The sequence below is a fragment of the Vibrio sp. 1580 genome, assembly GCF_033340055.1.
This window is the reverse complement of record NZ_JAWOVT010000004.1, coordinates 346927-370524: the sequence shown is the minus strand read 5'-3', so window position 1 is coordinate 370524 and position 23598 is coordinate 346927. Positions and strand designations below refer to the sequence as shown.

Here is a 23598-nt window from a genome sequence, read left to right as displayed (position 1 = left end):
AATTAAAATATAAGTATAGAGCATAGAATGCAGTAGGCAGGTGATCATGTTATGACATAACCTACTTACTTCAACGATTTAGAATTGTGGTTGAACAACCACGTCGTCAGAGGTGCGCACCTTAGGGCGTTTTTTTGTGAGATGAAAACGAAAAAGCATCGTCGACACGACAAAAATATTTTATCGAACGCTCACGCCTTGCGGTATGAGACTGTCAAGGGTGAGATAAATAAAATTGAGCAAAAATTTCATCGCTTTGTCACGAATTATCGCTTAAAAAAGCGGCCAATTTGACCGCTGTTTTTAGCTGTTTTGATAGTGACTTAAAAAAAGTTCCGCCGTTTGGGTAGCTAACAGCCTAGATTCTTCATTCGACAAAGAGGGGCGAATTCCCATTAACTGCGGCCAGAATGCACTGCCTTTAAGTAAGTTGTGCAATTGAGTGCTTGCTATATGTACATCATCAATTTGCAAAGCGCCACTGTTCGATTTCTCCGTAAGCCAGCGGTACAGGGCGGTTTCCTGTTTCGACATTTGTTCTGCTTGTTCTTTGAGATCTTCTGGCTTAAATAAGAAGTGCCCAAATGCCACTTTTGCCAGCTCAATATAGTTTGGTTCCGTCACCACAATGATCTCGCTGTAGAGTAATTCAATCAATTGATCTTTTAGCGGGAGTGTTGGTAAACGTTCAATGTCGCTATCCATCATTGAAGAACGCCATAGTTCGGTTAGTAACTCTGTCACGATCGCTTCTTTAGAAGGGAAATGGTTGTAGACCGTGCGCTTAGAGACTTGCGCGATAGCAGAGAGCTTATCCATGCTGGTGTTTTGCACCCCAAACTCTTGGAACGCTTGCTTTGCTGCGCACAGGATGGCTTCTCTTTTGGTTTCGCTACGACTTTTTCTTTTTACATTCATAAGCTTGCTAAGTTAAGAAGATCATTTCTTGATCTATTTTACACTAAGTAGTTTACTTTTGATAATTAGAAAGTAAACTGCACCGTGTAGTTTACTTTTGTTCGGGTTAACTTTTTATGAAAAAAACTTTGCTAGCCACAGTAGGAGCGTTCGCGATGGGTACATCAATGATTTCTTGTTCTAATGTTGATACTGAAAAAGCGCCAACATACCCGGACAAATTTTCAAACATAGAGTTGGAATACAAAAGCGGTTTGGGCGACATGTTCGAAATCATGAAAGCGTATTTTACGACTGAGCGCCTTAACCCAACACCAACGATTGAAATTCCAGTGCATGCGATCACAGCGCGGCAACTGTTAGAAGAGCAAGATGACGTCATCTATCGTCTGGGTCATTCAAGCGTATTAATGAAGCTCGATGGAAAACTGGTAATGACCGACCCTGTATTCAGTGATCGCGCGTCTCCTGTACAATGGGCAGGGCCAAAACGCTTTCACCAAACCCCCATCACGATAGAAGATTTGCCAACTATCGATGTGGTGGTGATCAGTCATGACCATTACGATCACCTAGATAAAGCTTCTATTAAAGTGCTAGGCGACAAGGTGGGCACTTTCTTGGTGCCGTTAAAAGTAGGCCAATTACTGGTGAATTGGGGTGTACCCAAAGAGAAAGTGATCGAACTAGACTGGTGGGAGTCACACTCTGTTGACGGCATTGAATATACACTAACTCCGACTCAGCATTTCTCTGGTCGAGGTTTGACAGACCGCGATACGACGCTGTGGGGCAGTTGGGTTATCAATGCACAGCAACATAAAGTGTTCTTCAGTGGTGACTCTGGTTACTTCAATGGCTTTAAAGAGATTGGCGAAAAGTACGGTCCGTTTGACTTCACTATGATCGAAACCGGCGCATACAATGAACTTTGGTCAGACATTCACATGTTCCCAGAGCAAAGCGTTCAAGCACACATTGATGTGCAGGGCAAAGTGATGATGCCAATTCACAACAGTACGTTTGATTTATCGATGCATGATTGGAATGAGCCGATGCAACGCGCGTTAGATATCAGTGAAGAGCGCGGTGTAACGTTAGTGAGCCCTGAGATTGGTCAACGCTTGGCGATTGCGGAGCCTCAGCCTGCGAAGGCATGGTGGCAATAATGGCTGAGCTAAACAGCCAAACATCAGAATAGTTAAGTCACTTATTAGTAGTTACTTGGTCAGGGATAAGGATAAAGGTGCGATGAAAGCAAAGTGGACGTTGTTACTTACATTAAGCATTCTGCCTACCTTTGCACTAGCAGGAGTAGAGCAAGATATCTCGACGTTGATAACACGAGTTGAGCAATCCTCTTGCACCTTTATCCGCAACGGCAAGTCGTACACTAATCAAGAAGCAGCAGAACACATGCGCAACAAATGGGATTACGCCAAAGATGACGTTGATTCCGTGGATGTGTTTATAAAAGAAGTTGCGTCGAAAAGTTGGTTATCTGGCAAACCATATTGGGTGGATTGCCAAGAGGAACGCATTACCAGCGAAGAGTGGCTAACATCATTGATGCGCACCACCGATCACATCCAATAACACTTCTTTGATGGTCTGATAGCGCAGAGGTAGAGCACGACTGCGCTTACGAACCAGAAATAGCTCTTCACATACAGTGTTTTTCAGTTGAGCAATGTATAACGTGTCTTTTAATGGAAAATTGTCGACCGCACTTTGAGGCAGCACGGTGAAGCCAAGTCCTTTGCTGACAGGCAGCAAAATTTGGCTCAATTGATTTACGTAGCCGGATAATGGTAAATCGCTCATCTTAATTTCTTGGAGCTGTGGTTCTTCACATTGGTCAAAAAACAGCGTCATGTAATGCTCGGCATCAGGGTGGCTAATGACACCACAGTCATGCAAGAGTTGTGGCGTTATCTGCTTATTTTGATAATGCTTTGGCAGAACCAAGCACAACCTCTCTTTACCAATTCGCTCACTGTGAAACAGACCTTTGTTGGGAACATCAGTCACGATACCAATATCGATGTGCCCTTGCGTTATGGCGTTGAGAATAGATTGATTTGGCGCGGCTTCTAAATGTAACGATAAGCTCGGGTGCTGTTTTTGCTTCTCCAAAATGGGCCCATACAACATTAACGCCATTGCACCAGAACAAGCCAGTTTACAGTGGCCTGAAAACGCATCATCAAAACTGAGCTCTTCGAGCAGCTTCTTCTCTCTATCTTCTAACTCGAGCGCATATGCGTAGACAATCCTGCCTTGCTCGGTTAATTCGAAGCTTTTGTTTTCGCGCTTGATCAAGGCATGCTGACAACTTTGCTCTAATTTTTTGATGTGTTGGCTGACGCCAGGCTGAGTCATAAAAAGTTTTTCTGCCGTTTGCGTAAAATGACCGACTTCAATCAATGTCTTAAATGTATGTAACCAAACAGGATTAAGCATAGTGTGTGATTTTCTGAGAGCTTTGTTGGGAGACGTAAAGAAAATGATAGCACGGTGTTTTATGAAAACAGAGAAGACTTAAACGATAAAGATGAATCGCTATCAATACATTACAGACAAAATAAAACCCCGCCTGGTTTCCCAGACGGGGCTTATTCTTTTTCGCAGCAATCCAGCTACTAATAGGTGCTCCCTGCATCTATCCTTGATTGTGGCTAAGTCCTTTAACCGAGTTCCTTGTTCATCGCCTTCCTAGCGGTGTCCATTCTTGCCTATCATCCTGACGGGCGAACTCTATCCTAGAGCTTAACTACATCCTTGCTGACAACTCATCCTAAGCTATCAAATCTTCATCCTGAAGATACCCAATCCTTTAGGCTTTTTTCCTGTTCCCGCCAACATCCTGTCGACAAATTGAGTATTGATGTTTTGCTGATTTGACTCAATTAACTTTTCTAAATTATTTTTACTTATTATTTTAAGTGAATTTAAATATTACTTTTAAATCATATATTTAATGTTTTTTCTGGCATTGCTCTTAGAGGTGATTAATCTATTTGCTTACAACTCTTGTAAGAGATCTCGCACAAGTTTGGTGGTGAATGTATTAATGTGCGCTTTTTGTTCCGAGTTCTGTGGATTGAACTGGATCACAATGCGTTAAAAGGGAGACGATAAAGATGAAAGTGAATTGATCTTGAGTAGAGATTTGTTTGAAAAGAAATAAAAATTCTTGCGGTTTTTATAAACAGTATGGTAAATCTGAAATGCCCACCTTGTTAATCCTTATTAAGATTCAATGACAGTATAAGTAGGGAACTTGATTGCCATTTTTCTGTCATATCTGGTGAGTAAGTTAACTGTGTCAGATAGATAATATGCCGTTTGCCAGTAAAAACAGGCTGCAAGAAATCGGTAATTATCATTATGTTGTGAAATTGGTCACGGTTAAATGATTGATTCCCTTATAGATTGAAGGGGATACGACCTTAGACAATAAGCTCCATGAGGAGCGTTACTTATATAAGATGAGGGACTTTACTATGAAAAAGACTAGAAGAGCTCAGCTACATCGTGTGCGTATTCAATACTGGAAAGACACGAAAGACGCCCCAGCTAAAAAATCATAGTTAATTATACCTAAAGGCACGAGCTGGCTGTGGAACGCAGTTTCCCGTTGATTGCCAGCTCAAAAACGCCACAATCACTCCGCGCAACTTCCCAAGCACCCTATTGTTAATATCGCATTCTTCCAAAAATAAAAAAGCCAGTCTTAAGACCAGCTTTCTCTACCATTTACTGAGCTCTGCGTATTACAGGTTGCCCTTTAGTTACAGGTAGTTGGCGTCAACTAGTTCGCCCGCTTGCGCGCTTTTCACTTCTGGGCGTGCTTCTAACCATTTGATAACTTGCGCTTTCTGTTCTTCAGTCGCACTGCCGTAACGGTCAGTAGAACATAGGAAGCCTTCAAACAGTTCTAGACCACCGCCACCGAAGCAAAGACCAAGCTCGTCAATGTAGTCGATAAAGTCATCAACGAATGCATCGTAACGGTCGAAGTCGTTAATGTCTGTTTCACAGCTGATCTCGAAACCTAGGATTGCGAACTCACCTAAGAACAGCTTTTTACGGATACGACGGCTCTTGTTATCGATCTTGTCTAATTTCATGATTATCTCTCGTAGATGATTTGATTTCGTACACCTTATACCTTCTATCACACTTTAGCCCAAGTAAAATCAGAATGAAGCGATACAGTTGGTGATTATGTAACCAGAATTTAATTGCTTCGTTAGCTGTGTTGGTTGGTTTGCAGTATTGTTGAAACACAAGTTTCATATGTTTTAAGCACTTTTGTCATTTTTCTTATCCAAACTTCTTGCCGTTCAACTAATCACTTATTTATTAATTAAACTATAAGATCGGGAAAGTAAAAATGAGCAAGGAAACCTTTGACGCGACGCGTTATAACCAAAGTGAAAACAAACCATTTGAAGAAGTATTAGAAGCGAGCCTATCTCGACGCAGCATTCTGAAAGGTGGTTTAGGTATCAGTGCGATGACAGCGTTTGGTGCTTTCGGATTGGCTGGTTGTAACTCGTCTGACTCAGGGAGTACAGTAAGCAGTGGTTCGGGCGCATCTAAAGCCGTTCTTAACTTTGAATCTATCCCTGGCTCACTCACTGACGCAGTTTCAATTCCACAAGGTTACACCGCACAAGTACTAGTACCTTGGGGAACACCACTTAATGCACAAGGCAGCGCATGGCAAAATGATGGTACCAACACCAGTACCGATCAGTTAAATGCGCTAGGCATGCACCATGACGGCATGCATTTTTTCCCATTGAACGATAGCACTACAGATGGCTTGCTATGTATTAACCACGAGTACATCGACACATCAGCACTGCATCCAAACGGTCCGACGGTTGAAAATGGCGTACGTACCATTGTAGATGAAGTGCGCAAAGAGATTAACGCGCACGGTGTATCAGTGGTTCGCATTCAACTGAAAGACAACATGTGGAAGTTGGTTGATACCGACCCACTAAACCGTCGTTATACTGGTGCGACAGTCATGGATTTGTCTGGCCCGGTGGCCCACACATCTTTAACTGTCACTCGTTTCTCACCAGATGGCAGCCAAGCGCGTGGTACGTTAAACAACTGTGGCAACGGCTACACGCCGTGGGGCACGTACTTAACGTGTGAAGAGAACTGGCCAGGTTACTTTGTTAATGCCGGGACTCGTACAGAAGAGCAAGATCGCATTGGTGTTGATGACCAAAGCACACGCTACTTGTGGGAGACATTAGCAGGTAATGCAGAAGAGCGTCTTGATGAGTTCTCTCGCTTTAATGTGGCTCCAACAGGAGCAAGTGCGATGGATGATTACCGTAATGAAGCCAATGGTCACGGTTACATTGTCGAGATTGACCCTTACACGCAAAACTCACGTGCGAAGAAACGTACTGCGCTAGGTCGTTTCCGTCACGAGGGCTGTACTTTCGGTAAGCTTGAAGAAGGCAAACCAGTGGTATTTTATTCTGGTCACGATTCTCGCTTTGAATACCTATACAAATTTGAATCTGCGGCAGCGTGGGATCCAGCAGATGCTAACCCTGATAACCGCTTGGCGATGGGTGACAAGTACATGGACGAAGGCACACTGTATGTGGCGCGCTTCAATGAAGACAGCACAGGTACTTGGTTACCATTAACGCTTGATAGCGTAACAACCGCTGGTGGTACGTTAGCGGATCACTTTAACTCACTGGCTGAAATTATCATCAATACTGCTGGCGCGGCGGATTTAGTTGGGGCAACACCAATGGATCGACCTGAGTGGTGTACGGTTGATCCATTCACGGGTTCAGTATATTTAACATTGACGAACAATACGCGCCGTACAGATGAAACCAACCCTGCGAATCCACGTTTGAATAACAAGTTTGGTCATGTTATTCGTTGGGATGAAGGTGCTTCAGCAACTGACTTTACTTGGGATATCTTTGTCTTCGGTTCGCCAGCAAATGGTGATGCAGATACCAACCGTTCTGGCTTGAATGAGCTAAACCAGTTTGCGAGCCCAGACGGATTAGCGTTTGATGGCCGTGGTATTTTGTGGATTCAGACTGATAACGGCGCAGATGAAGTCACGTCTTACACCAATGATCAAATGTTGGCTGTTGTTCCATCTAAGCTAACAGATGAGAATGGTGATCAAGCTGTGATTGGTGCGGATAATCAAGCTGAATTGAAACGCTTCTTTGTCGGACCAAATGGTTGTGAAGTAACAGGCTTTACCATCAGCCCTGATTACAAATCATTGTTTGTGAATATTCAGCACCCAGGCAACTGGCCATACAGTGAAGATGCAGCCGAAGAAACGCCTGCTGGTGTTTCTGTGCGCCCACGAGCGGCGACAGTGGTTATTCGCCGTGAAGACGGTGGAGAGATTGCAGTTTAAACACCTTAAAATTCAAGCCCTGCAATTGCAGGGCTTGATGGTTTAGGCGAATGCCTAGTTGCACTTTGTACCTAGACAACAGGCTTAGCTTTTCAATGAACCGCCTGAAGTACGAATCACGTCTTGATACCAGAAAAAGCTTTTCTTACGTTTACGTTCTAGCGTTCCTTGCCCATCATCATGACGATCGACATAGATAAAGCCGTAACGTTTGCTCATCTCAGCGGTTGAGTTCGCGACCAAATCGATTGGCCCCCAGCTGGTAAAGCCCATCAACTCAACGCCATCCAGAATCGCTTCGTGTGCTTGCACAAGGTGGTCGTTCAAGTAAGCGATGCGGTAATCATCTTGAATCTCACCGTTTTCATCGATTTCATCACGTGCACCTAAGCCGTTTTCTACGACAAACAATGGTTTTTGGTAGCGATCGTGAAGGAAGTTCAGCAGAATGCGCAGGCCTTTTGGATCGATCAACCAGCCCCATTGGCTCTTCTCAAGATATGGGTTTGGTACGCTATCGACAATGTTACCCACTTCCTTCTGTTTCGGGTCTGCACTTGCACAGCCACTTGCGTAGTAGCTGAATGAGATGAAATCGACACTTGCCGATGCAATTTCTTCTAAGTCGCCTGCTTCCATCTGAATTTCGATGCCGTTTTCACGGAAGTAACGCTTCATGTAGCCAGGGTACTGACCACGTGTTTGCACATCACCGAAGAACAACCACTTGTTGTTTTCATGCATTGCTGCCAGCACGTCATCAGGATTACAGGTGTATGGGTAGTTGATTGCGCCAAGCAGCATGTTACCAATCTTGCCGTTTGGTACGATTTGCTGACACAGTTTTACCGCTTTTGCGTTTGCGACTAGCTGGTGGTGAATCGCTTGGTAAATCTCTTGTTCATTGGCGTCTTCTTGCAAACCAACACCAGTAAATGGTGCGTGTAGAGACATGTTGATTTCGTTGAACGTTAACCACAGCTTCACTTTGTCTTTGTAGCGTTCCAGCACTGTGCGAGCATAACGTTCGAAGAATTCGATGACGCGACGATCGCCCCAACCGCCATAGTTTTCAACCAGTGCGTAAGGCATTTCGTAGTGAGATAAGGTCACGAAAGGTTGGATGTTGTGCTCGGCAAGTTCGTCAAAAATTTTATCGTAGAACGCCAAACCTTCTTCGTTCGGTTCTAACTCGTCCCCGTTCGGGAAGATGCGGCTCCAAGCTAAAGATAGGCGCAGACAGTTAAAGCCCATCTCTTTGAACAGCGCGATGTCTTCTGGGTAGCGATTGTAGAAGTCGATCGCCACGTCTTTGATACCCGGTGTACGCTCTTCACGGGTTTGATGCGGACTCAAAATACCGTTTGGCAGCATGTCTGATGTCGATAACCCTTTACCCCCAAGGTTGTACGCCCCTTCTACTTGGTTTGCAGCAATGGCACCACCCCAAAGAAAATGTTCAGGAAACTTAATCATGTTTCTCACTCTTTATATTTAGGAAATGTTTGTGGATTTATTGCTTGAGAATAGTGTAGGAGACACCTCGATACTTGTATCGAGATCGTATTTTTCTCAAACAGCGGGGATGCTTAGTTCTAATGATGATTTTGTAATCAATATCAACCTAGGCTGATTTGAACAATAGAGTGAAAGTCAGCCCATTTTGTTCATTCTTATGCACGGTAATTTGTCCGTTCATATCACGCATATTGTTGGCCGTAATCGCTAAACCCAGCCCCAACCCTTCACCAATTTTCTTTGAGGTTTGGAAGGGTTCGAACATGGATTCAAGCATCTCATTCGACACGCCGCAGCCATTATCACTGACGATCAGTTCGACCTGATTGTCGGTTGGATTGACGATCAAGCTGAGCTGCGGGTTGGTGGTATGGTTCATTGCGTCTAGCGCATTCGAGACAAGATTACCGAGTACCTGAAGCAGTCGTTGTTCTTCACCCAAGATGTTAGGTAAGTCATGAGGAACTCGAACACGCACATCCACTTTGTCTAGTTGGGTTTGATAAACGCGTAGGGTTTCTTCGAGTGCGGAAGTAAGAGAAATTGCTTGTAGGCTTTCTGGTTTGTTATAGGCGAACGTCTTTAGCTGACTGGTCATGCTTGCCATACGATCAATCAGCTTCTGCACCAAAACATTGTTGGCTTTCATCATCTCTGTTTCGCCGCGTTCCGCCAACAGTTCGTTCGTGGTGAGCAGGGTACGCAAGCCTGTCAGTGGCTGATTGAGCTCATGAGTAATCGCGCTCGACATGCGACCTAAGGCGGCCATTTTGCTCGATTCAATTAACTGGCTTTGCGCTTCTTTTAGCGCTTGAGTACGCTCTTCTACTCGCTGCGCCAGTTCTTGGTTGACCTGTTGCAGTGATTGCTCGGCTTTTTTCCGCTTGCTGATGTCGATGATCGTCGCAAGGAAATACTGCTCGCCATGCCAAGGGAAACTGGTCAGTGAGAACAAGACAGGGAAGACGCTACCGTCACTGCGTCTGGCAATGGTTTCGACCGTGCTGATCTCTGCGAGCTCTTTATGTTTAGGTAAATCCTTAAGCAACTTGAGTGTGGTGGAATTGGGATTGCCTGCATCGAATAACTCCCAAGCAAAAGCATGTCGATTGACGCTTTCTGGCAAACAGAACAAGCGCTTTGCCATTGGGTTGAGATCGAACAGTTGCCCTTGTTCATCAATCAATAGCAAACCAACGTGGGTCTTATTGATCATCTGTTTCAAGCGGCATTGGGACTCTTCCAACAGAGCTTGAATTCGTTGTTGATTGATGTGCTTTTGTCGTCGTTGTAAGCCAATGATGAGGAGCAATACAACCAATAAGAGCAGCGCTGCTACGCTCCAACCAATCACATTGATGGTTTGTTGAATCGGCTTAGAGGGAGTGAGGTAGCTTACGTACCAATTCAAATCATCCAATTTAACGGTGTGCGCAAAATAGCGTTGCTGATTGAGCGTCCACACACTGATATTGGTGTTGTCGTATAAGCGCTGCGTTTCTAACTGAACGGTGTTGCTTGGTTCGTTAAACCAGTCTGCGTTATAGAGCGAGCTGCTCGATAGGAAAAAGCGTTGCTGACGGTTCTGCAACGTAATGATGTCTTGGCTAGTAATGGTCTGTTCGGTCAATAGGCTAAGGTTGATTTGCACCACCACAATGCCAGCGATATCCAGACCATCGTAGATAGGGGCTGCAAGATAATACAATGGGCTCGAACCTTTGGTTTTGTTCACCAAGGAAACACCGCCGCCTTGGTTGTGAATTTGTTCCACAATGGCTTTTCGGTCAGACAGGCTAAAGCGCTCTTCGATCAAACTTGAGACCAATACTTCGCCAGAGTTAGACAGGATTAGCCAACCTTCCGTATTGGCGGCTTTGTCGAGTTGAGTTAGTTGGGTTTGCAACGGTTCGTAATAAGTCCGGTTTCCTTTCACAAACGCGATGGTTTCCGGGTTATTGGTGACAAGGTAAGGCAAGTGATAGAAGCGTTTGAGTGCACGGCGAACTTCACCAATATAGTCGAGCAGTTTTTGTTGAGCTTCGGTTTGAGTTTGTACGCTCAACCATTGACGAGCAACCTCTCTGCTGGCGCTATAACAAGACAACATCAGCACTGCTGCAATTACGACCACAAGCCACGTTTTGCCATTCCTTTTGCGCTGCATACTGACTCCGTTCAGCTAGTGCGTTCTCACCGAGAGTCATTAAAGAGTGCGCCTAACTGGTTGGATGTTAAAGACTTGTAAGCAAGAAGTGAGATCTAGCTCCTTTTCTCCTCAGTGGTTTTTGCTACCGTTAGCAAAGAGCGATTTCTATTCCACCTACGGTAGTAACTCATGGCTTTTGACGACACCCCTAAAATTGCACTTATCGAAGACGATGACATTGTTCGTCAGGCTACCAGTCAGTGGCTGCAACTGGCGGGGTTCGACGTGACCGCATTCAGTTTAGGAGAAGAAGGGAAAGCGGCCATTCTTAGCCAAGAATTTGATGCGATTGTCAGTGATGTTCGCCTGCCGGACACCGACGGCTTGTCGATACTAGAAAGCCTGATTGCTAATCACATCCCAACGCCAGTTATCTTGATCACCGGACATGGTGACGTCGATATGGCGGTAGGCGCATTACAAAAAGGTGCATTCGATTTTATCGAGAAACCTTTCCAACCTGAGCGCCTATCCCAGCGAGTGACCGATGCGGTCGAGAGTTATCGCGCACAAACGTCTACTCAAGATCGCCAAGAGTACCTATCTAGCGTTAGCGGCTTAGAAGAGGTGTTGATTGGGCGAAGCCGAGTGATGCAACAGCTTAGAGAACAAGTAGCCAAGTTAGCACGCATTGATACTAACGTGATCATTTACGGCGAAACAGGTTGTGGTAAAGAGCTGGTGGCGACCAGTTTGCATAATGAAAGCCAACGCAGATCCCATCATTTTGTGCCAATTAACTGTGGTGCTATTCCTGAGAACTTGTTTGAAAGTGAGCTGTTTGGGCATGAAGCAGGGGCATTTACTGGAGCGGGTAAAAAGCGCATTGGTAAATTGGAATACGCGGATAAAGGCACCTTATTCTTTGATGAAATCGAGAGTATGCCGCTGTCGATGCAGGTGAAAGTGTTGCGTTCATTACAGGAACATACGGTTGAGCGCGTTGGGGGTAACCAACAGATCTCGGTTGATTTAAGAGTGATCGCCGCCGCGAAAGAAGATCTCAATGATCATGACGAGTTTCGTCAGGATTTGTACTATCGTCTTAATGTGGCGCAGATCTATTTGCCACCGCTACGTGAGCGAGAAGAAGATGCGTTGATCTTGTTCGAACACTTTGCTCTGAAAAGTAATCCTGAGAGTCGTCCGCTGAGTGAAGCCGATAGAAAGGCCATTCTTGCTTACTCTTGGCCCGGTAACGTACGTGAGCTTAGGAATGTAGCGATGCGTTTTGCATTGGATGAAACCGTCTCCGTGATGGAAATTCTCTCCAGTCGACCATCCTCAACAACCGAAGAGACGCATGCGGGCGTGCCGTTGGCGATTCAGCTACATAACTTTGAACGTAAGGTGCTACATGATTCTTTAGTCAGGCATCATGGACGCATCAATGAGGTGATGCAGGAGTTGGATTTACCACGTCGAACCCTTAACCAAAAGATGCAGAAGTTTGGTTTGAATCGCTCCGACTATACTTAGTGCGATTTCTAGCTAATGTAAAATCATTGGCATAACAAACACGTTATGCGCTTTTGGCTGGAGCTGGGACAAACTTATAATTTAGGTCTTTCCCTTCTCCAAACAAGGTAACGAGGTTCCTTCCAGTATGTTTAGAGCTATATAGCGCTTCGTCTGCTTCAGCAAGCGCCTCTTGAAGTGATTGCCCCTCAGATAACTGACTGATACCAAAGCTCATGGTCACTTCAGTTTTAAATGATTGCAAAGCGGTTTCAGTTTCGACCGCAAGGCGAATTTGCTCTGCGACAATTTTGGCTTGCTGTGCTTTTTCGAGCAAAACAATCATGAACTCGTCACCACCAAATCGCACAATGCAGGCTGACTCAGGAAGATGCTTTTTAAAAATAGTGGAGATCGTTGCCATGACGGAGTCGCCAACCGTGTGACCATAGTGATCATTAATCGCTTTGAACTTGTCTACATCAGTCATAATAATGCTGATTGCTTGGCTTTTTTTATGTGCTTTATTAACCAAGTTTGGAACGATTTCTTCCATGGCTCGACGATTATATAGCCCTGTGAGTGCATCTAAATGAGAGAGATCATTAATGGATTGCACCAAGCGTCCGTTAATTAACCACAGCATACTAAAGCTCAAAGCAACGATCAGGCAGATGCTAAATAAGAAAGTCAGCTGATGGATAAGGCCTGCGACCATAAAGCTTGGTAACTCACCTGAAAAAGTACTCCAAAGCGCCCTAAATCCCATAAAAAAACTAAATCCAAAGAAAGAGTAAGCCATTGCTTTAACAGGGAGCTTTAAGTCCTTTTGGGTACCTTTAAGCATAGCGACACCACTAAAGAAGGTGACGATACAAATATACATGCTCAGATAAATAATACGGCTTTTGATAGAAGGATCATGGAAGGTGAAATAGTAAAATGAACCACTGAAAACAGGTGTTAACAAGGTGAGACAGTGAGCCAATTTTAAAGGGTGTTGACGAAAAATGCTTACGCTATATAGCGTAAGCAAGAAGCCGACTAATATGAGAGTGTTGGCTATGACGATGGTCAGCCAGTCTGGCGCAGAGCCTCTAAAGCCAAGTAAAAAAGGGCCTAAACCAATGAACAGTAGTGATATCGAGAAGGTTTTTAAGCCTTTGACTCTACCCTGAGTGTATTGATAACAAAGCAGACTAATAGAGTAAATGCAAGAGAACAGAATAACGATAAAGTTCAGTGTTCTGATGTCTAGATACTGATTATCCATAGGCGACCCATATCAATCTTTCATTCAGGCAACTCCTTTGCCTGATATCAATAAGCGAGCTACATAGTAACGCACTTATTGAGCGATGTCTTATGTTAAACGGCTATTCATTCACCAGCTCGAATTGTTCGGTTTGGTTGGTTTTCGTCGTAAACAGCAGACCAACAATCATCATAAATACGCTAGGCACAATCCAGCTAGCAAAGTCATTGTACAGAGGCATGTAATTACCCATCCACTCATCAGTGGAACTTGGCATGTAACCTAGGATGTGCAGCGCATCAACACAACCAAACGTTAGAGCAGTGAACGCCGTCGCGACGACCATGATTTGCGACATCTTGTTGCGCACAGGTGCCATGATCATCAACGCAATCGCTACTGGGTGAAGCGCCACAACCGCTGGCAACGTGATAGCCAATAGTTGCTCTAGACCTACGTTAGCGATCAAACCTGCCAATACCATGGTCGTGATAACGCAGCCTTTGTAGTTAACTTTGCTGAAGGTGTTGTCGTAGAACTCACTGCCTGCGGTGGTTACGCCGATAGCAGTAGTCAAACACGCTAATACCATCACGGCACCTAGTAATAGTGAGCCAAACGCGCCGAAGTGGCTGAAGGTGAATGCCGTTAAAATGTCGCCACCATTGCTGAACTCAGAACCCAAGTATGAGCTTGTCGAGCCAATGTAAGCCAATGAGATGTAAACAAACGCCATGGCAACCGCGTACATCAAAGCTGCGATTAGCGTGTATTTTGCGGTGGCTTTCGGGCAATCCACACCCATGCTGCGAATCGCGCGGAAGATAATCCAACCAAAACCGATAGAACCTAATGCATCCATGGTCATGTAACCTTGGGTTAAGCCTTCAGCAAATGCGCCAGATACGTATGGTCCCGTTGCGGCAGTTAGCTCACCAGCAGGAGAAATCAAAGCCGTCACAGACATGATGATCAAGATACCCATCAATGCAGGCGTTAAGATTTTGCCTAGGTTGTCGACCAATTTGCCCGGGTATAGCGCAAACAAGATGGTGATAGCAAAGAAGGCAATAGTGAAAGGCACCAAAGCGGCATCTCCAAACATTGGTGCAAAGCTAAATTGGTAAGCGACGGTAATCGCCCGTGGTATTACGAACGCAGGGCCAATCACGATAAATACCATTACCCAAAAACTGGTCGCCAAAGGTTTAGGTAGGGCAGCGGTTAATTTGTCTGAACCGTTTACGATAGCCACCATCACCAGTGCCATCGCAGGCAGACCTACGCCCGTTAAGAGGAAGCCAGACATCCCGCTCAGAAAATTTTCACCTGCTTGGTAACCCAAAAATGGAGGGAAGATCAGGTTACCCGCGCCTAAGTACATGGCGAAAGTCATGAAGCCCAAAGCGGCGATATTGCGTGCGCTTAACATTGTTATTCCTCTTATGTTTCGCTTGGAAGAAACTGAAAGGAATGGGAGGAGTATGTGGTGTTCCCGTCAGCTTCTTCTCAAGCTGACAGAAAGTTTAGATATAGCCTGTCAGCTCTGAATCAGTTTCAGAGAGAGCAGGAGGATCGCAGCAGCAACGCCAGATGGGCGTTTTAAAGCGAATTGTAATTGCGCAGTTGCTGACATGGGTGATCCTTAATGACGAAAAAATACCAAGGAATACGTTTGCCTTGGTGTGTTGTTACCCTAACGAACATAGGGCTATTGGCACAACCCCGAAGTAGAAAATAAGTTGATACGGTCAATGTTTGTTTCTGAACTGGTGGATCGAACTGCTTTTTAAATTCAAAATTAGAATAAATGACTTTTCATTTCTGTAACATGGCTTGTTTTGCTGTATTTTTGTGCTATTTGTAGTCGTTTAGGCTATAAACCTCCGCTGATAAAGTGAGCAGTTTAGAATGATGCGCTTTTTCTTCTTATTGTTAAGACGCTCATTAGTTGCAGTTCAATCCAAAATTGCATCGGCAAAATATTGCTTATTAGTGAATCGTGCATTTATTTTGTCTTGATCACATTTTATTAACCTTTTGCGATCTAGGCGTGCAACCTTCTTCTCTTTAATAAGCAAGATCTTGCTCATTACTTTGCTATCAAATCAGCATGATTTTGCTCATTTTTGATGTCTTTCAGCACTTAGTTCAATAAATACAAAGGGTTAAAAGTTGGCATTTCAATTGCTCTAGGGAATGTGTTGTTAATAAAGATTTAACATGATGTAAATCCCCAATCGTGAAACGACTACACGGAGAGTAATAATGAAAATGAATAAGCTGGTAAAAGCTTTGGCTGTCGCTGTGACTTCTTTTGGTATTGCTGCTAACGCTGCTGCAGAGGACCGTAGCTACATTCTTGCAACGGCATCGACAGGTGGTACTTACTACCCTGTGGGCGTAGCGTTGGCGACGTTAAGCAAAGTGAAATTGGCACCAAAGCACCACTTCTCCCTTTCTGCAATCAGCTCTGCGGGCTCTGGTGAAAACGTCAAACTGCTGAACGAAAACGAAGCACAGTTCGCGATTCTACAAGGTCTTTACGGTGCATGGGCTTGGTCTGGTGAAGGTCCTTATGAGAAGAGCGGTCGCCAAGAGCAGCTGCGTTCAGTCTCTATGTTGTGGCAAAACGTTGAGCACTTTATTGTTCGCTCGGACCTAGCAAAAACGGGCACAGTGACTGACCTGAACAACCTAGATGGCAAGAAGTTCTCTATCGGTAAGAAGAACTCAGGTACTGAGAACTCTGGTCGCCAAATCATGAAAGGTCTGAAGGTCGACCCTGATAAATTCAATCTTGCTTACATGGGTTACGGCGGCAGTGCGAGCGCACTTCAAAACGGCACCATTGACGGCATGAACACGCCTGCAGGTGTGCCTGTTGGTGCGGTTACTCAAGCTTTTGCAGCGCTGGGTAAAGACATCTCGATTCTTTCGTTTACTGATGAGCAAATCAAAGAGGCGAACGGCAACTACAACCTATGGACGAAGTACGAAATTCCTGCGAACACGTACCCGGGTCTAGATAAGCCGATCACCACCATTGCACAGCCAAACTTCTTGGCAGTTCGTGAAGATATCTCGGAAGAAGACGTTTACCAGCTAACCAAAGCGATCTACGAGAACCTGCCTTTCCTACAAGGAATCCACAAAGCAACAAAAGCAATGGCGATTGAGAAAGCGATCGCTGGTTTGCCAGTGCCTCTTCACCCAGGCGCAGCGCGTTACTACAAAGAAATGGGCATCGAAATCCCATCAGATCTAATGGCGAAATAACGCCAACTTCGCCCCGAGTTTCGGCTCGGGGCATTTTATCCCTACCGATTTCTAAGATGGAAAAAGCCGCCAGAGCTTGGAGTATGAGATGAGCGACTCAATAGAAAAGGAATTGCAGAAGTTTGAGCTGCCCACGCGCACTGATTTTCCGTGGGTAACCACCACAATCACAGTGTTTGGCGTGGTGTTGTCTGCTTTGCACATTTGGTTTAATACCTTATCGACGTTACCAGAGTTATGGATTTCCGCGACCCACTTTGCAGGCTTTGCGGTGATTTGTGCGCTTTGGTATCCGGCTCATATCTCTCTCAAGCAGAGTAAGATTGCACTCGGTATCGATGTGTTAATTGCCATGGGCGCGGTCGCGTGTTTGCTCTACATTCCCTATGCCGAAGATGCGCTCTACGAACGTGGCGTGAAGTTCGTGACCAGCGATTGGGTCTTCGCCATCATGGCAATCCTGATCGTGATTGAGCTGATCCGACGCACCATGGGCTGGTTTATTCCAGTGCTGATTGTGGTGTGTTTAAGCTACGTTGTGCTTTGGGGGAAATGGGCGACAGGTATTTTCCACTTTCCGGGTTTGAGCATGGAAACCTTGCTCTACCGCAGTTTCTATTCCTCTGAGGGCATGTTTGGTTCTATTTCGCGCATCAGCTGGACTTTCGTATTCATGTTCATTCTATTTGGTGCGTTTCTTGTGCGTTCTGGTGTTGGTGATTACATCATCAATGTGGCACGTGCTGCGGCTGGCAAAATCATTGGTGGTCCCGGTTTTATTGCGGTGATTGGCTCCGGTTTGATGGGCTCAGTATCTGGCTCTAGCGTGGCAAATACGGTTTCAACCGGTGTTATCAGTATTCCTTTGATGCAAAAAGCAGGTTTCCCTTCGCGCTTTGCGGCGGGGGTTGAAGCTGCAGCGTCGACAGGTGGCCAGTTGATGCCACCAGTGATGGGGGCGGGTGCTTTCATCATGGCGTCTTACACGCAAATTCCTTATGTTGATATCATTGCGGTGTCTTTTATTCCTGCTCTTATCTATTTCTTGTCTGTTGCGTTCTTTGTGCGTATCGAAGCCAAACGCAGCGGCGTTCAAAAAATCACGACCAGCGATGAATCTCTATTAAAAGTGTTGATCAGCGGTTGGCACAACCTTATCCCGCTGGCGGTATTGGTTACTTTGTTGGTTCAAGGTTTTACACCGACTTACGCTGCGGGCTTGTCGATCATCTCAGTGGTGGTGGCGTCTTGGTTCTCGAAAGATCACAAGATGGGGCCAAAAGCGATCATCGAAGCACTTTCGCAAGGCGCGAAAAACATGGCGACAACTGCCGTATTGCTGGTGGGTATTGGTTTGGTGATCAACGTGATCAGCACAACGGGTATCGGCAACACGTTCTCACTGATGATCGACGGTTGGGCGAATGGCGACTTGTTCATCATGATCGTTCTGATTGCGCTCGCTTCTCTTGTTTTAGGTATGGGTTTACCTGTGACAGCTGCGTATATTGTATTGGGTACACTGTCTGCCCCTGCGCTTTACAAGTTAATTGCCGAAAACCAATTGCTTGAATTGATGGTGTCAGGTCAATTGCCTGAACAAGCAAAAGCCATCTTCATGTTGGCGGCGCCAGAAAAGTTGGAACTGCTTAACGCACCAATGGCGTTGGAAACCGCAAAAGAAATGGTGGCGCTAGTGCCTGCGGACTTTATGGAAACCCTACTAGAGCAAAGTTTGGGTATAGAAGCAGTAGGCTTGGCATTGCTGGCTGCTCACCTCATCATCTTCTGGTTATCGCAAGACAGCAACGTTACGCCTCCAGTGTGTTTGACCGCATTCGCTGCGGCAACTATCGCGAAAACACCCCCAATGCGCACTGGTTTGATGGCGTGGAAAATCGCCAAAGGTTTGTATCTTGTACCGCTGTTGATTGCTTACACAGGCTTAGTCAGTTGGGATGTGACGTCAGTGATTACTGTAGGCTTCTTTGCCATCATCGGTACCTATGCATTGATTGGTGCGATTGAAGGCTACTTGGAAGGTCCTCTAAACATTCTGACGCGTCTCTTGTTGGTAGTGGTGGGTACATTGCTGGTTTGGCACGACATCCCAATGTTGGTTCGTGTGGCAAGCTGCGCGGTATTTGTCGCGGTGTTCATTTACAGTGGTCGCAAGTTCAAATTGCAACAATCTCAACTATCGGTTTTATAAGAGGTCGTATGAAATCAGTCTATGACTACATCATTGTTGGTGGCGGTATCGTTGGTGTGTCGACAGCATGGCAACTGCAGCAACGCCACCCAGACAAGTCCATTTTATTGGTTGAGAAAGAGTCCGGTTTTGCGAAGCACCAAACCGGACACAATAGCGGCGTGATTCATGCTGGAGTGTACTACGCACCGGGCAGCTTAAAAGCCGATTTTTGTAAACGTGGGGTAGAGCGAACCATTTCGTTCTGTGCTGAGCACGATATTCCGGTGGAGAACTGTGGCAAGTTACTGGTTGCGACCAATGAGCAAGAAGTCGAACGCATGAATGCCCTCTATGAGCGCTGCCATGTCAACGGCATCGACGTAAAGCTACTCGATGAAGTTCAACTCAAGCTGGCTGAGCCAAACATCACGGGATTGGGCGCGATTTATGTTAAAACCACCAGTATTGTCGATTATCGTTTGGTCACGGAGCAGATGGCGGAAGAGTTCAAAAAGCTCGGCGGTCAAATCAGTCTGAGAACCAAAGTGGTGGCTGCCGAAGAGAAGGATGAGGAAGTCCAACTGACCTGCATTTCAGACGGTCAAACCATGCAGCTCAATGCCAAATTCTTGGTCACTTGCAGCGGCTTGATGGCGGATCGTATGATTAAGATGATGGGTATTCCAACCGATTTCCAAATTATCCCTTATCGTGGTGAATACTACCGCTTAGATAGCAAACACGACCAAGTGGTGAATCATCTTATTTACCCAATTCCCGACCCTGATTTGCCATTCTTAGGTGTCCACCTGACTCGCATGATTGATGGCAGTGTGACCGTTGGTCCAAACGCGGTGCAAGGCTGGAAGCGAGAAGGGTATGACAAGGTTAACTTCAGCTTGCAAGATACCATGCAAATGCTCAGTTTCTCCGGCTTTTGGAAGGTGACACAAAAGCATCTAAAAACCGGATTGGCTGAGTTTAAGAACTCGTGGTGGAAGCCGGGCTATCTCAAGTTGGTCAACAAATATTGCCCAAGCATCAAGGTAGAAGATCTCAAACCATATCCTGCGGGTATTCGTGCGCAAGCAGTGTTATCCGACGGAACCTTGGTTCATGACTTCTTGTTTGCCGAGAGCGCAAGAAGCTTACACGTTTGCAACGCCCCCTCTCCTGCAGCGACATCTGCAATGCCTATTGGAGAGTACATTTGCGATAAAGTGAATGAGAAGATAGAAGCGAAAACGGTATAAAACAAAGGCGACGTAACTGTCGCCTTTGTTTTATTTGAATCTGGGGATTAGGAGTCGCCATCTTTAGGGCAGAGTTCCCCTTTCTTTGCGTGTCTTTCTATCATGTAATCGCCTCGGGCACTGTGCAATACAATTGCATTCCAGACTTGACCATCTTGCAACTCGAACTCAAACGCATAATGGGTGCCGCCGACCATTTTGGTTCTCACCTCATGAATTGCTTTCAATTTATCATCGGCATTCATTTGATAAAGCACCATGTTGAGTGAGCGTCTTGCGTCAGGAGTTGCTTCAGCAAGTTGCCAATGACCCTGCTCGTCTGTTGCGGAGCAAATAGACCGCATTTTACTTTTCATGGCGGATGACATCTGCTTGTCTACGGCCAATGCATTTGGTGAAAACAGTGGAACCGTCAAAGGAATCAAAGTTACCAGAAACCGCTTTAAGGTCATAAAAACACTCCGTTGTTTTACTCTTGTTTGAGTATAGACCTCAATGGCTTCAGATGTGGTGCAGTAGACTCTGGGCCTACAATATCGCAGTTCGTATCAACGAACTGATGATAAACAAGGCGACCACGCTTACCAGCCAAATGCCAATGAACCACAAAATGGGTTTTAGTTTCATCAGTGATATCCTTCTCCACGTTTCATCTTGCCGCGGAAAACCCAGTACGAATAAGCCGTGTAGGCTATGATCAGAGGAAGTAATACCATCGCACCAGCAAGTAAAAATGCCAAACTTTTGTCTGGCGCGGCGACGTCTTGATAAGTGAGTGCGAATGGGACCAAGTAAGGGAATGTACTGACACCGAAACCCATCGCGGACAAAAGAAACAGGCCGATCGCAAGAACGTAGGCTCGGACGGCTTTGTGATCGAGTAAGGCTTTGAATAGCTGCCAAATAAGTGCCGCAGCAATAATTGGTAAAATGAAAAACAGTAGCGAGTTTGGTAATGAGAACCAACGTTCAAAGACGATATTTTGGCTCAATGGCAGCCACAAACTGGCGATGAATATACAGGCTACCATCGCTAGTCCCCATCGTCGCGCGACCACGTAATAGCGCCCCATCAGCTCTTCTGGAAGCTTGATTAATAACCAGCATGAACCGAGCAGAATATAAGCACAAACAAGCGCCAGGCCACAAAATACGCTAAATGGTGAAAGCCAATCAAACCATCCACCTGCGTATGCTCGTTCACTAACCTCTATACCTTGGAGCAGGGTTCCGAGCATAATGCCTTGCATCAATGCCGCGGTGAGTGAACCAATGAAAAAAGCGCTATCCCATAAAAACTTTCCGCGTTGTGTTCGGAAGCGATACTCAAAAGAAACCCCGCGCAGAATTAACCCGAGCAGCATTAAAATCAGGGGAGCATAGAGTGCTGGCATAATGACCGCGTAGGCGAGGGGGAACACGGCAAAAAGCCCACCTCCGCCAAGAACTAGCCAAGTTTCATTCCCATCCCAAACAGGAGCGATGCTGTTCATCATCATGTCGCGCTCTTCATCATCATTAGCGCTGAGGAATAGGATACCAATACCGAGATCAAAGCCATCTAACACGACATAAATCAGAACAGCGAGCCCAATCAAAGCGTACCAAATTAATGCGTAATCCATGAGTAAGCTCCTAGGTTAGATGGTTAGAATGTGTGATGGCATCGGTTTTCGTGCCATCAGGAAGTCGGCTATCTAGACCTTCTTCATATCGAGTTGGAGACTTGCGCATCAAACGTAGGAGATAGAAGAAGCCAGCTCCAAAAACCACAAAGTAAACCACGATGAACGCCGTCAGGGAGACGCTCACCGCGGCGGCATCAATAGGCGATGCCGAATTGGCTGTGGTTAAAAGACCGTATACGGTGTAAGGCTGTCGACCGACTTCGGTAGTTATCCAGCCTGCTAAAACTGCAATGAACCCCGCTGGGGCAAACAGCACACAAATACGTTGAAGTGCCCTCGAATCAAAAAGTTTGCGACGTTTTCTTAGCCAAAGGCTCCACAAACCAATAACAAGCATGCCAAAACCAAGCGCGACCATTACTCGGAAAGACCAGAAAACGATAGAGACAGGAGGGTGTTCCTCCTCTGGAAAAGCATCTAATCCCTTCACTTCACCGTTGAGGTCATGAGTTAAAATCAAACTACCGAGTTTGGGGATTTCCAGTGCGTATTCCATGCGTTTTTCTTCATCGTTAGGGATACCGAAGAGGATCAATGGCGCGCCTTGGTGAGACTCATAGTGCCCTTCCATCGCGGCAACTTTGGCGGGTTGATGTTCAAGGGTGTTTAATCCATGCATGTCTCCAGCAACGATTTGAATTGGTGTCACGATGGCAGCCATCCACATTGCCATCGAGAACATAATTCTGGCTAGAGGGTTATGGTTTGCTTTTAGCAAGTGATAAGCGGCAACGCCGGCTACAACAAAGGCAGTAGTAAGGTAAGCGGCGAGCAACATATGAACGAGCCGGTAAGGGAAGGAAGGGTTGAAGACAATCGCCCACCAGTCTTCTGGGATAAACTGTCCGGCTTCGTTGATACTATAGCCCGCTGGTGTTTGCATCCAACTATTAACCGAAAGTATCCAAAACGCAGACAAAAACGTCCCGAATGCAACAATACAAGTCGCGGCGAAGTGAAGCTTCTTACCTACCTTATCCATACCGAAAAGCATCACGCCTAAAAACCCAGCTTCGAGGAAAAACGCAGTAAAAACTTCATAACCCATTAGCGGGCCTAGGATTGGGCCTGTTTTGTCGGCAAACACGCTCCAGTTAGTACCGAATTGATAGCTCAACACGATGCCACTCACCACACCCATACCAAAACTGATGGCAAAGATTTTGAGCCAGTACTTATAGATTTGCATGTACTGTTTGTTGCCCGTTTTTAAGTACAAGCCCTCTAATACAGCGAGATAACTTGCCAAACCAATCGTAAACGCTGGAAAAATAATGTGGAAAGAGACAGTAAAGGCAAATTGGAATCTAGCTAGGTCAATGGCGAGTGTGTCCATGAGCGGTCCCTTTTTCGTTGGATAAACTGTTCGCCGGATTTAAAGAGGAGACAG

General features: G+C 45.7%; 17 protein-coding genes. 7 read left to right on the top strand and 10 right to left on the bottom strand.

The annotated features are described in order from the left end of the window. Window positions 1–303: 303 nt before the first annotated feature. Window positions 304–918, bottom strand: a complete 615-nt coding sequence (locus tag R7093_RS09080) for a TetR/AcrR family transcriptional regulator (protein ID WP_005374222.1) — start codon at window positions 916–918, stop codon at window positions 304–306. 155 nt (window positions 919–1073) lie between these two features. Here R7093_RS09080 and R7093_RS09075 point away from each other — a divergent pair, with 155 nt between their 5' ends. Together R7093_RS09075 and R7093_RS09070 are read left to right on the top strand one after the other, a co-directional pair. Next, window positions 1074–2087, top strand: coding sequence for an MBL fold metallo-hydrolase (locus tag R7093_RS09075; RefSeq protein ID WP_033906239.1), 1014 nt, complete (start codon window positions 1074–1076; stop codon window positions 2085–2087). A gap of 82 nt (window positions 2088–2169) precedes the next feature. Continuing rightward, on the top strand, window positions 2170–2514 hold the full coding sequence (locus R7093_RS09070; RefSeq protein WP_005374212.1) for a DUF5329 family protein: 345 nt from the start codon (window positions 2170–2172) through the stop codon (window positions 2512–2514). On the opposite strand, the gene R7093_RS09065 is transcribed toward R7093_RS09070, so the two are convergent. Then, window positions 2482–3381 (bottom strand): LysR family transcriptional regulator, encoded by a 900-nt coding sequence (locus tag R7093_RS09065; RefSeq protein ID WP_017635526.1) that lies wholly within the window; start codon window positions 3379–3381, stop codon window positions 2482–2484. The genes R7093_RS09070 and R7093_RS09065 overlap by 33 nt on opposite strands. 1331 nt (window positions 3382–4712) lie before the next feature. After that, on the bottom strand, window positions 4713–5051 hold the full coding sequence (locus R7093_RS09060) for a YggL family protein (protein WP_005374208.1): 339 nt from the start codon (window positions 5049–5051) through the stop codon (window positions 4713–4715). Between the two features lie 266 nt (window positions 5052–5317). Between R7093_RS09060 and R7093_RS09055 the strand changes: the two genes are divergently transcribed. Further along, on the top strand, window positions 5318–7354 hold the full coding sequence (locus tag R7093_RS09055; protein WP_047102833.1) for a PhoX family protein: 2037 nt from the start codon (window positions 5318–5320) through the stop codon (window positions 7352–7354). Between the two features lie 84 nt (window positions 7355–7438). Here R7093_RS09055 and R7093_RS09050 read toward each other — a convergent pair whose 3' ends face one another. Further along, a complete protein-coding gene (locus tag R7093_RS09050; protein ID WP_047102832.1) occupies window positions 7439–8830 on the bottom strand; it encodes a glycoside hydrolase family 1 protein in 1392 nt (463 codons plus the stop codon). Window positions 8831–8978: 148 nt separating this feature from the next. Further along, entirely contained in the window at window positions 8979–11039 is a 2061-nt protein-coding gene (locus R7093_RS09045) for a sensor histidine kinase (protein ID WP_318146633.1), read from the bottom strand. A 171-nt stretch (window positions 11040–11210) separates the two neighbouring features. On the opposite strand from R7093_RS09045, the gene R7093_RS09040 reads away from it, so the two are divergent. Continuing rightward, a complete protein-coding gene (locus R7093_RS09040) occupies window positions 11211–12560 on the top strand; it encodes a sigma-54 dependent transcriptional regulator (RefSeq protein ID WP_318146632.1) in 1350 nt (449 codons plus the stop codon). Between the two features lie 43 nt (window positions 12561–12603). Here the strand turns inward: R7093_RS09040 and R7093_RS09035 are convergent, their stop codons facing one another. Together R7093_RS09035 and brnQ are read right to left on the bottom strand one after the other, a co-directional pair. Then, window positions 12604–13812 (bottom strand): GGDEF domain-containing protein, encoded by a 1209-nt coding sequence (locus R7093_RS09035; protein ID WP_318146631.1) that lies wholly within the window; start codon window positions 13810–13812, stop codon window positions 12604–12606. A gap of 103 nt (window positions 13813–13915) precedes the next feature. Beyond that, the gene (gene brnQ / locus R7093_RS09030) at window positions 13916–15226 is read right to left on the bottom strand and encodes a branched-chain amino acid transport system II carrier protein (protein ID WP_318146630.1); all 1311 of its coding nucleotides are present in this window, start codon (window positions 15224–15226) and stop codon (window positions 13916–13918) included. Between the two features lie 836 nt (window positions 15227–16062). On the opposite strand from brnQ, the gene R7093_RS09025 reads away from it, so the two are divergent. The 3 genes from R7093_RS09025 (at window position 16063) to lhgO (ending at window position 20520) form a co-directional block, all read left to right on the top strand. Then, window positions 16063–17073, top strand: coding sequence for a TAXI family TRAP transporter solute-binding subunit (locus R7093_RS09025; RefSeq protein WP_005374185.1), 1011 nt, complete (start codon window positions 16063–16065; stop codon window positions 17071–17073). An 88-nt stretch (window positions 17074–17161) separates the two neighbouring features. Then, complete coding sequence (locus R7093_RS09020) at window positions 17162–19285, top strand: TRAP transporter permease (RefSeq protein WP_122069332.1); 2124 nt, start codon at window positions 17162–17164, stop codon at window positions 19283–19285. An 8-nt stretch (window positions 19286–19293) separates the two neighbouring features. Next, window positions 19294–20520: an L-2-hydroxyglutarate oxidase gene (gene lhgO / locus R7093_RS09015; protein ID WP_318146629.1), complete on the top strand. Its 1227-nt coding sequence runs from the start codon at window positions 19294–19296 to the stop codon at window positions 20518–20520. A gap of 47 nt (window positions 20521–20567) precedes the next feature. Here the strand turns inward: lhgO and R7093_RS09010 are convergent, their stop codons facing one another. From R7093_RS09010 to R7093_RS09000, 3 genes are all read right to left on the bottom strand, one after another. Beyond that, complete coding sequence (locus R7093_RS09010; protein ID WP_047102827.1) at window positions 20568–20972, bottom strand: hypothetical protein; 405 nt, start codon at window positions 20970–20972, stop codon at window positions 20568–20570. 174 nt (window positions 20973–21146) lie between these two features. Then, window positions 21147–22145, bottom strand: coding sequence for a cytochrome d ubiquinol oxidase subunit II (gene cydB, locus R7093_RS09005; protein WP_047102826.1), 999 nt, complete (start codon window positions 22143–22145; stop codon window positions 21147–21149). 10 nt (window positions 22146–22155) lie between these two features. Continuing rightward, window positions 22156–23544: a cytochrome ubiquinol oxidase subunit I gene (locus R7093_RS09000; RefSeq protein ID WP_017635517.1), complete on the bottom strand. Its 1389-nt coding sequence runs from the start codon at window positions 23542–23544 to the stop codon at window positions 22156–22158. Window positions 23545–23598: the final 54 nt, after the last annotated feature.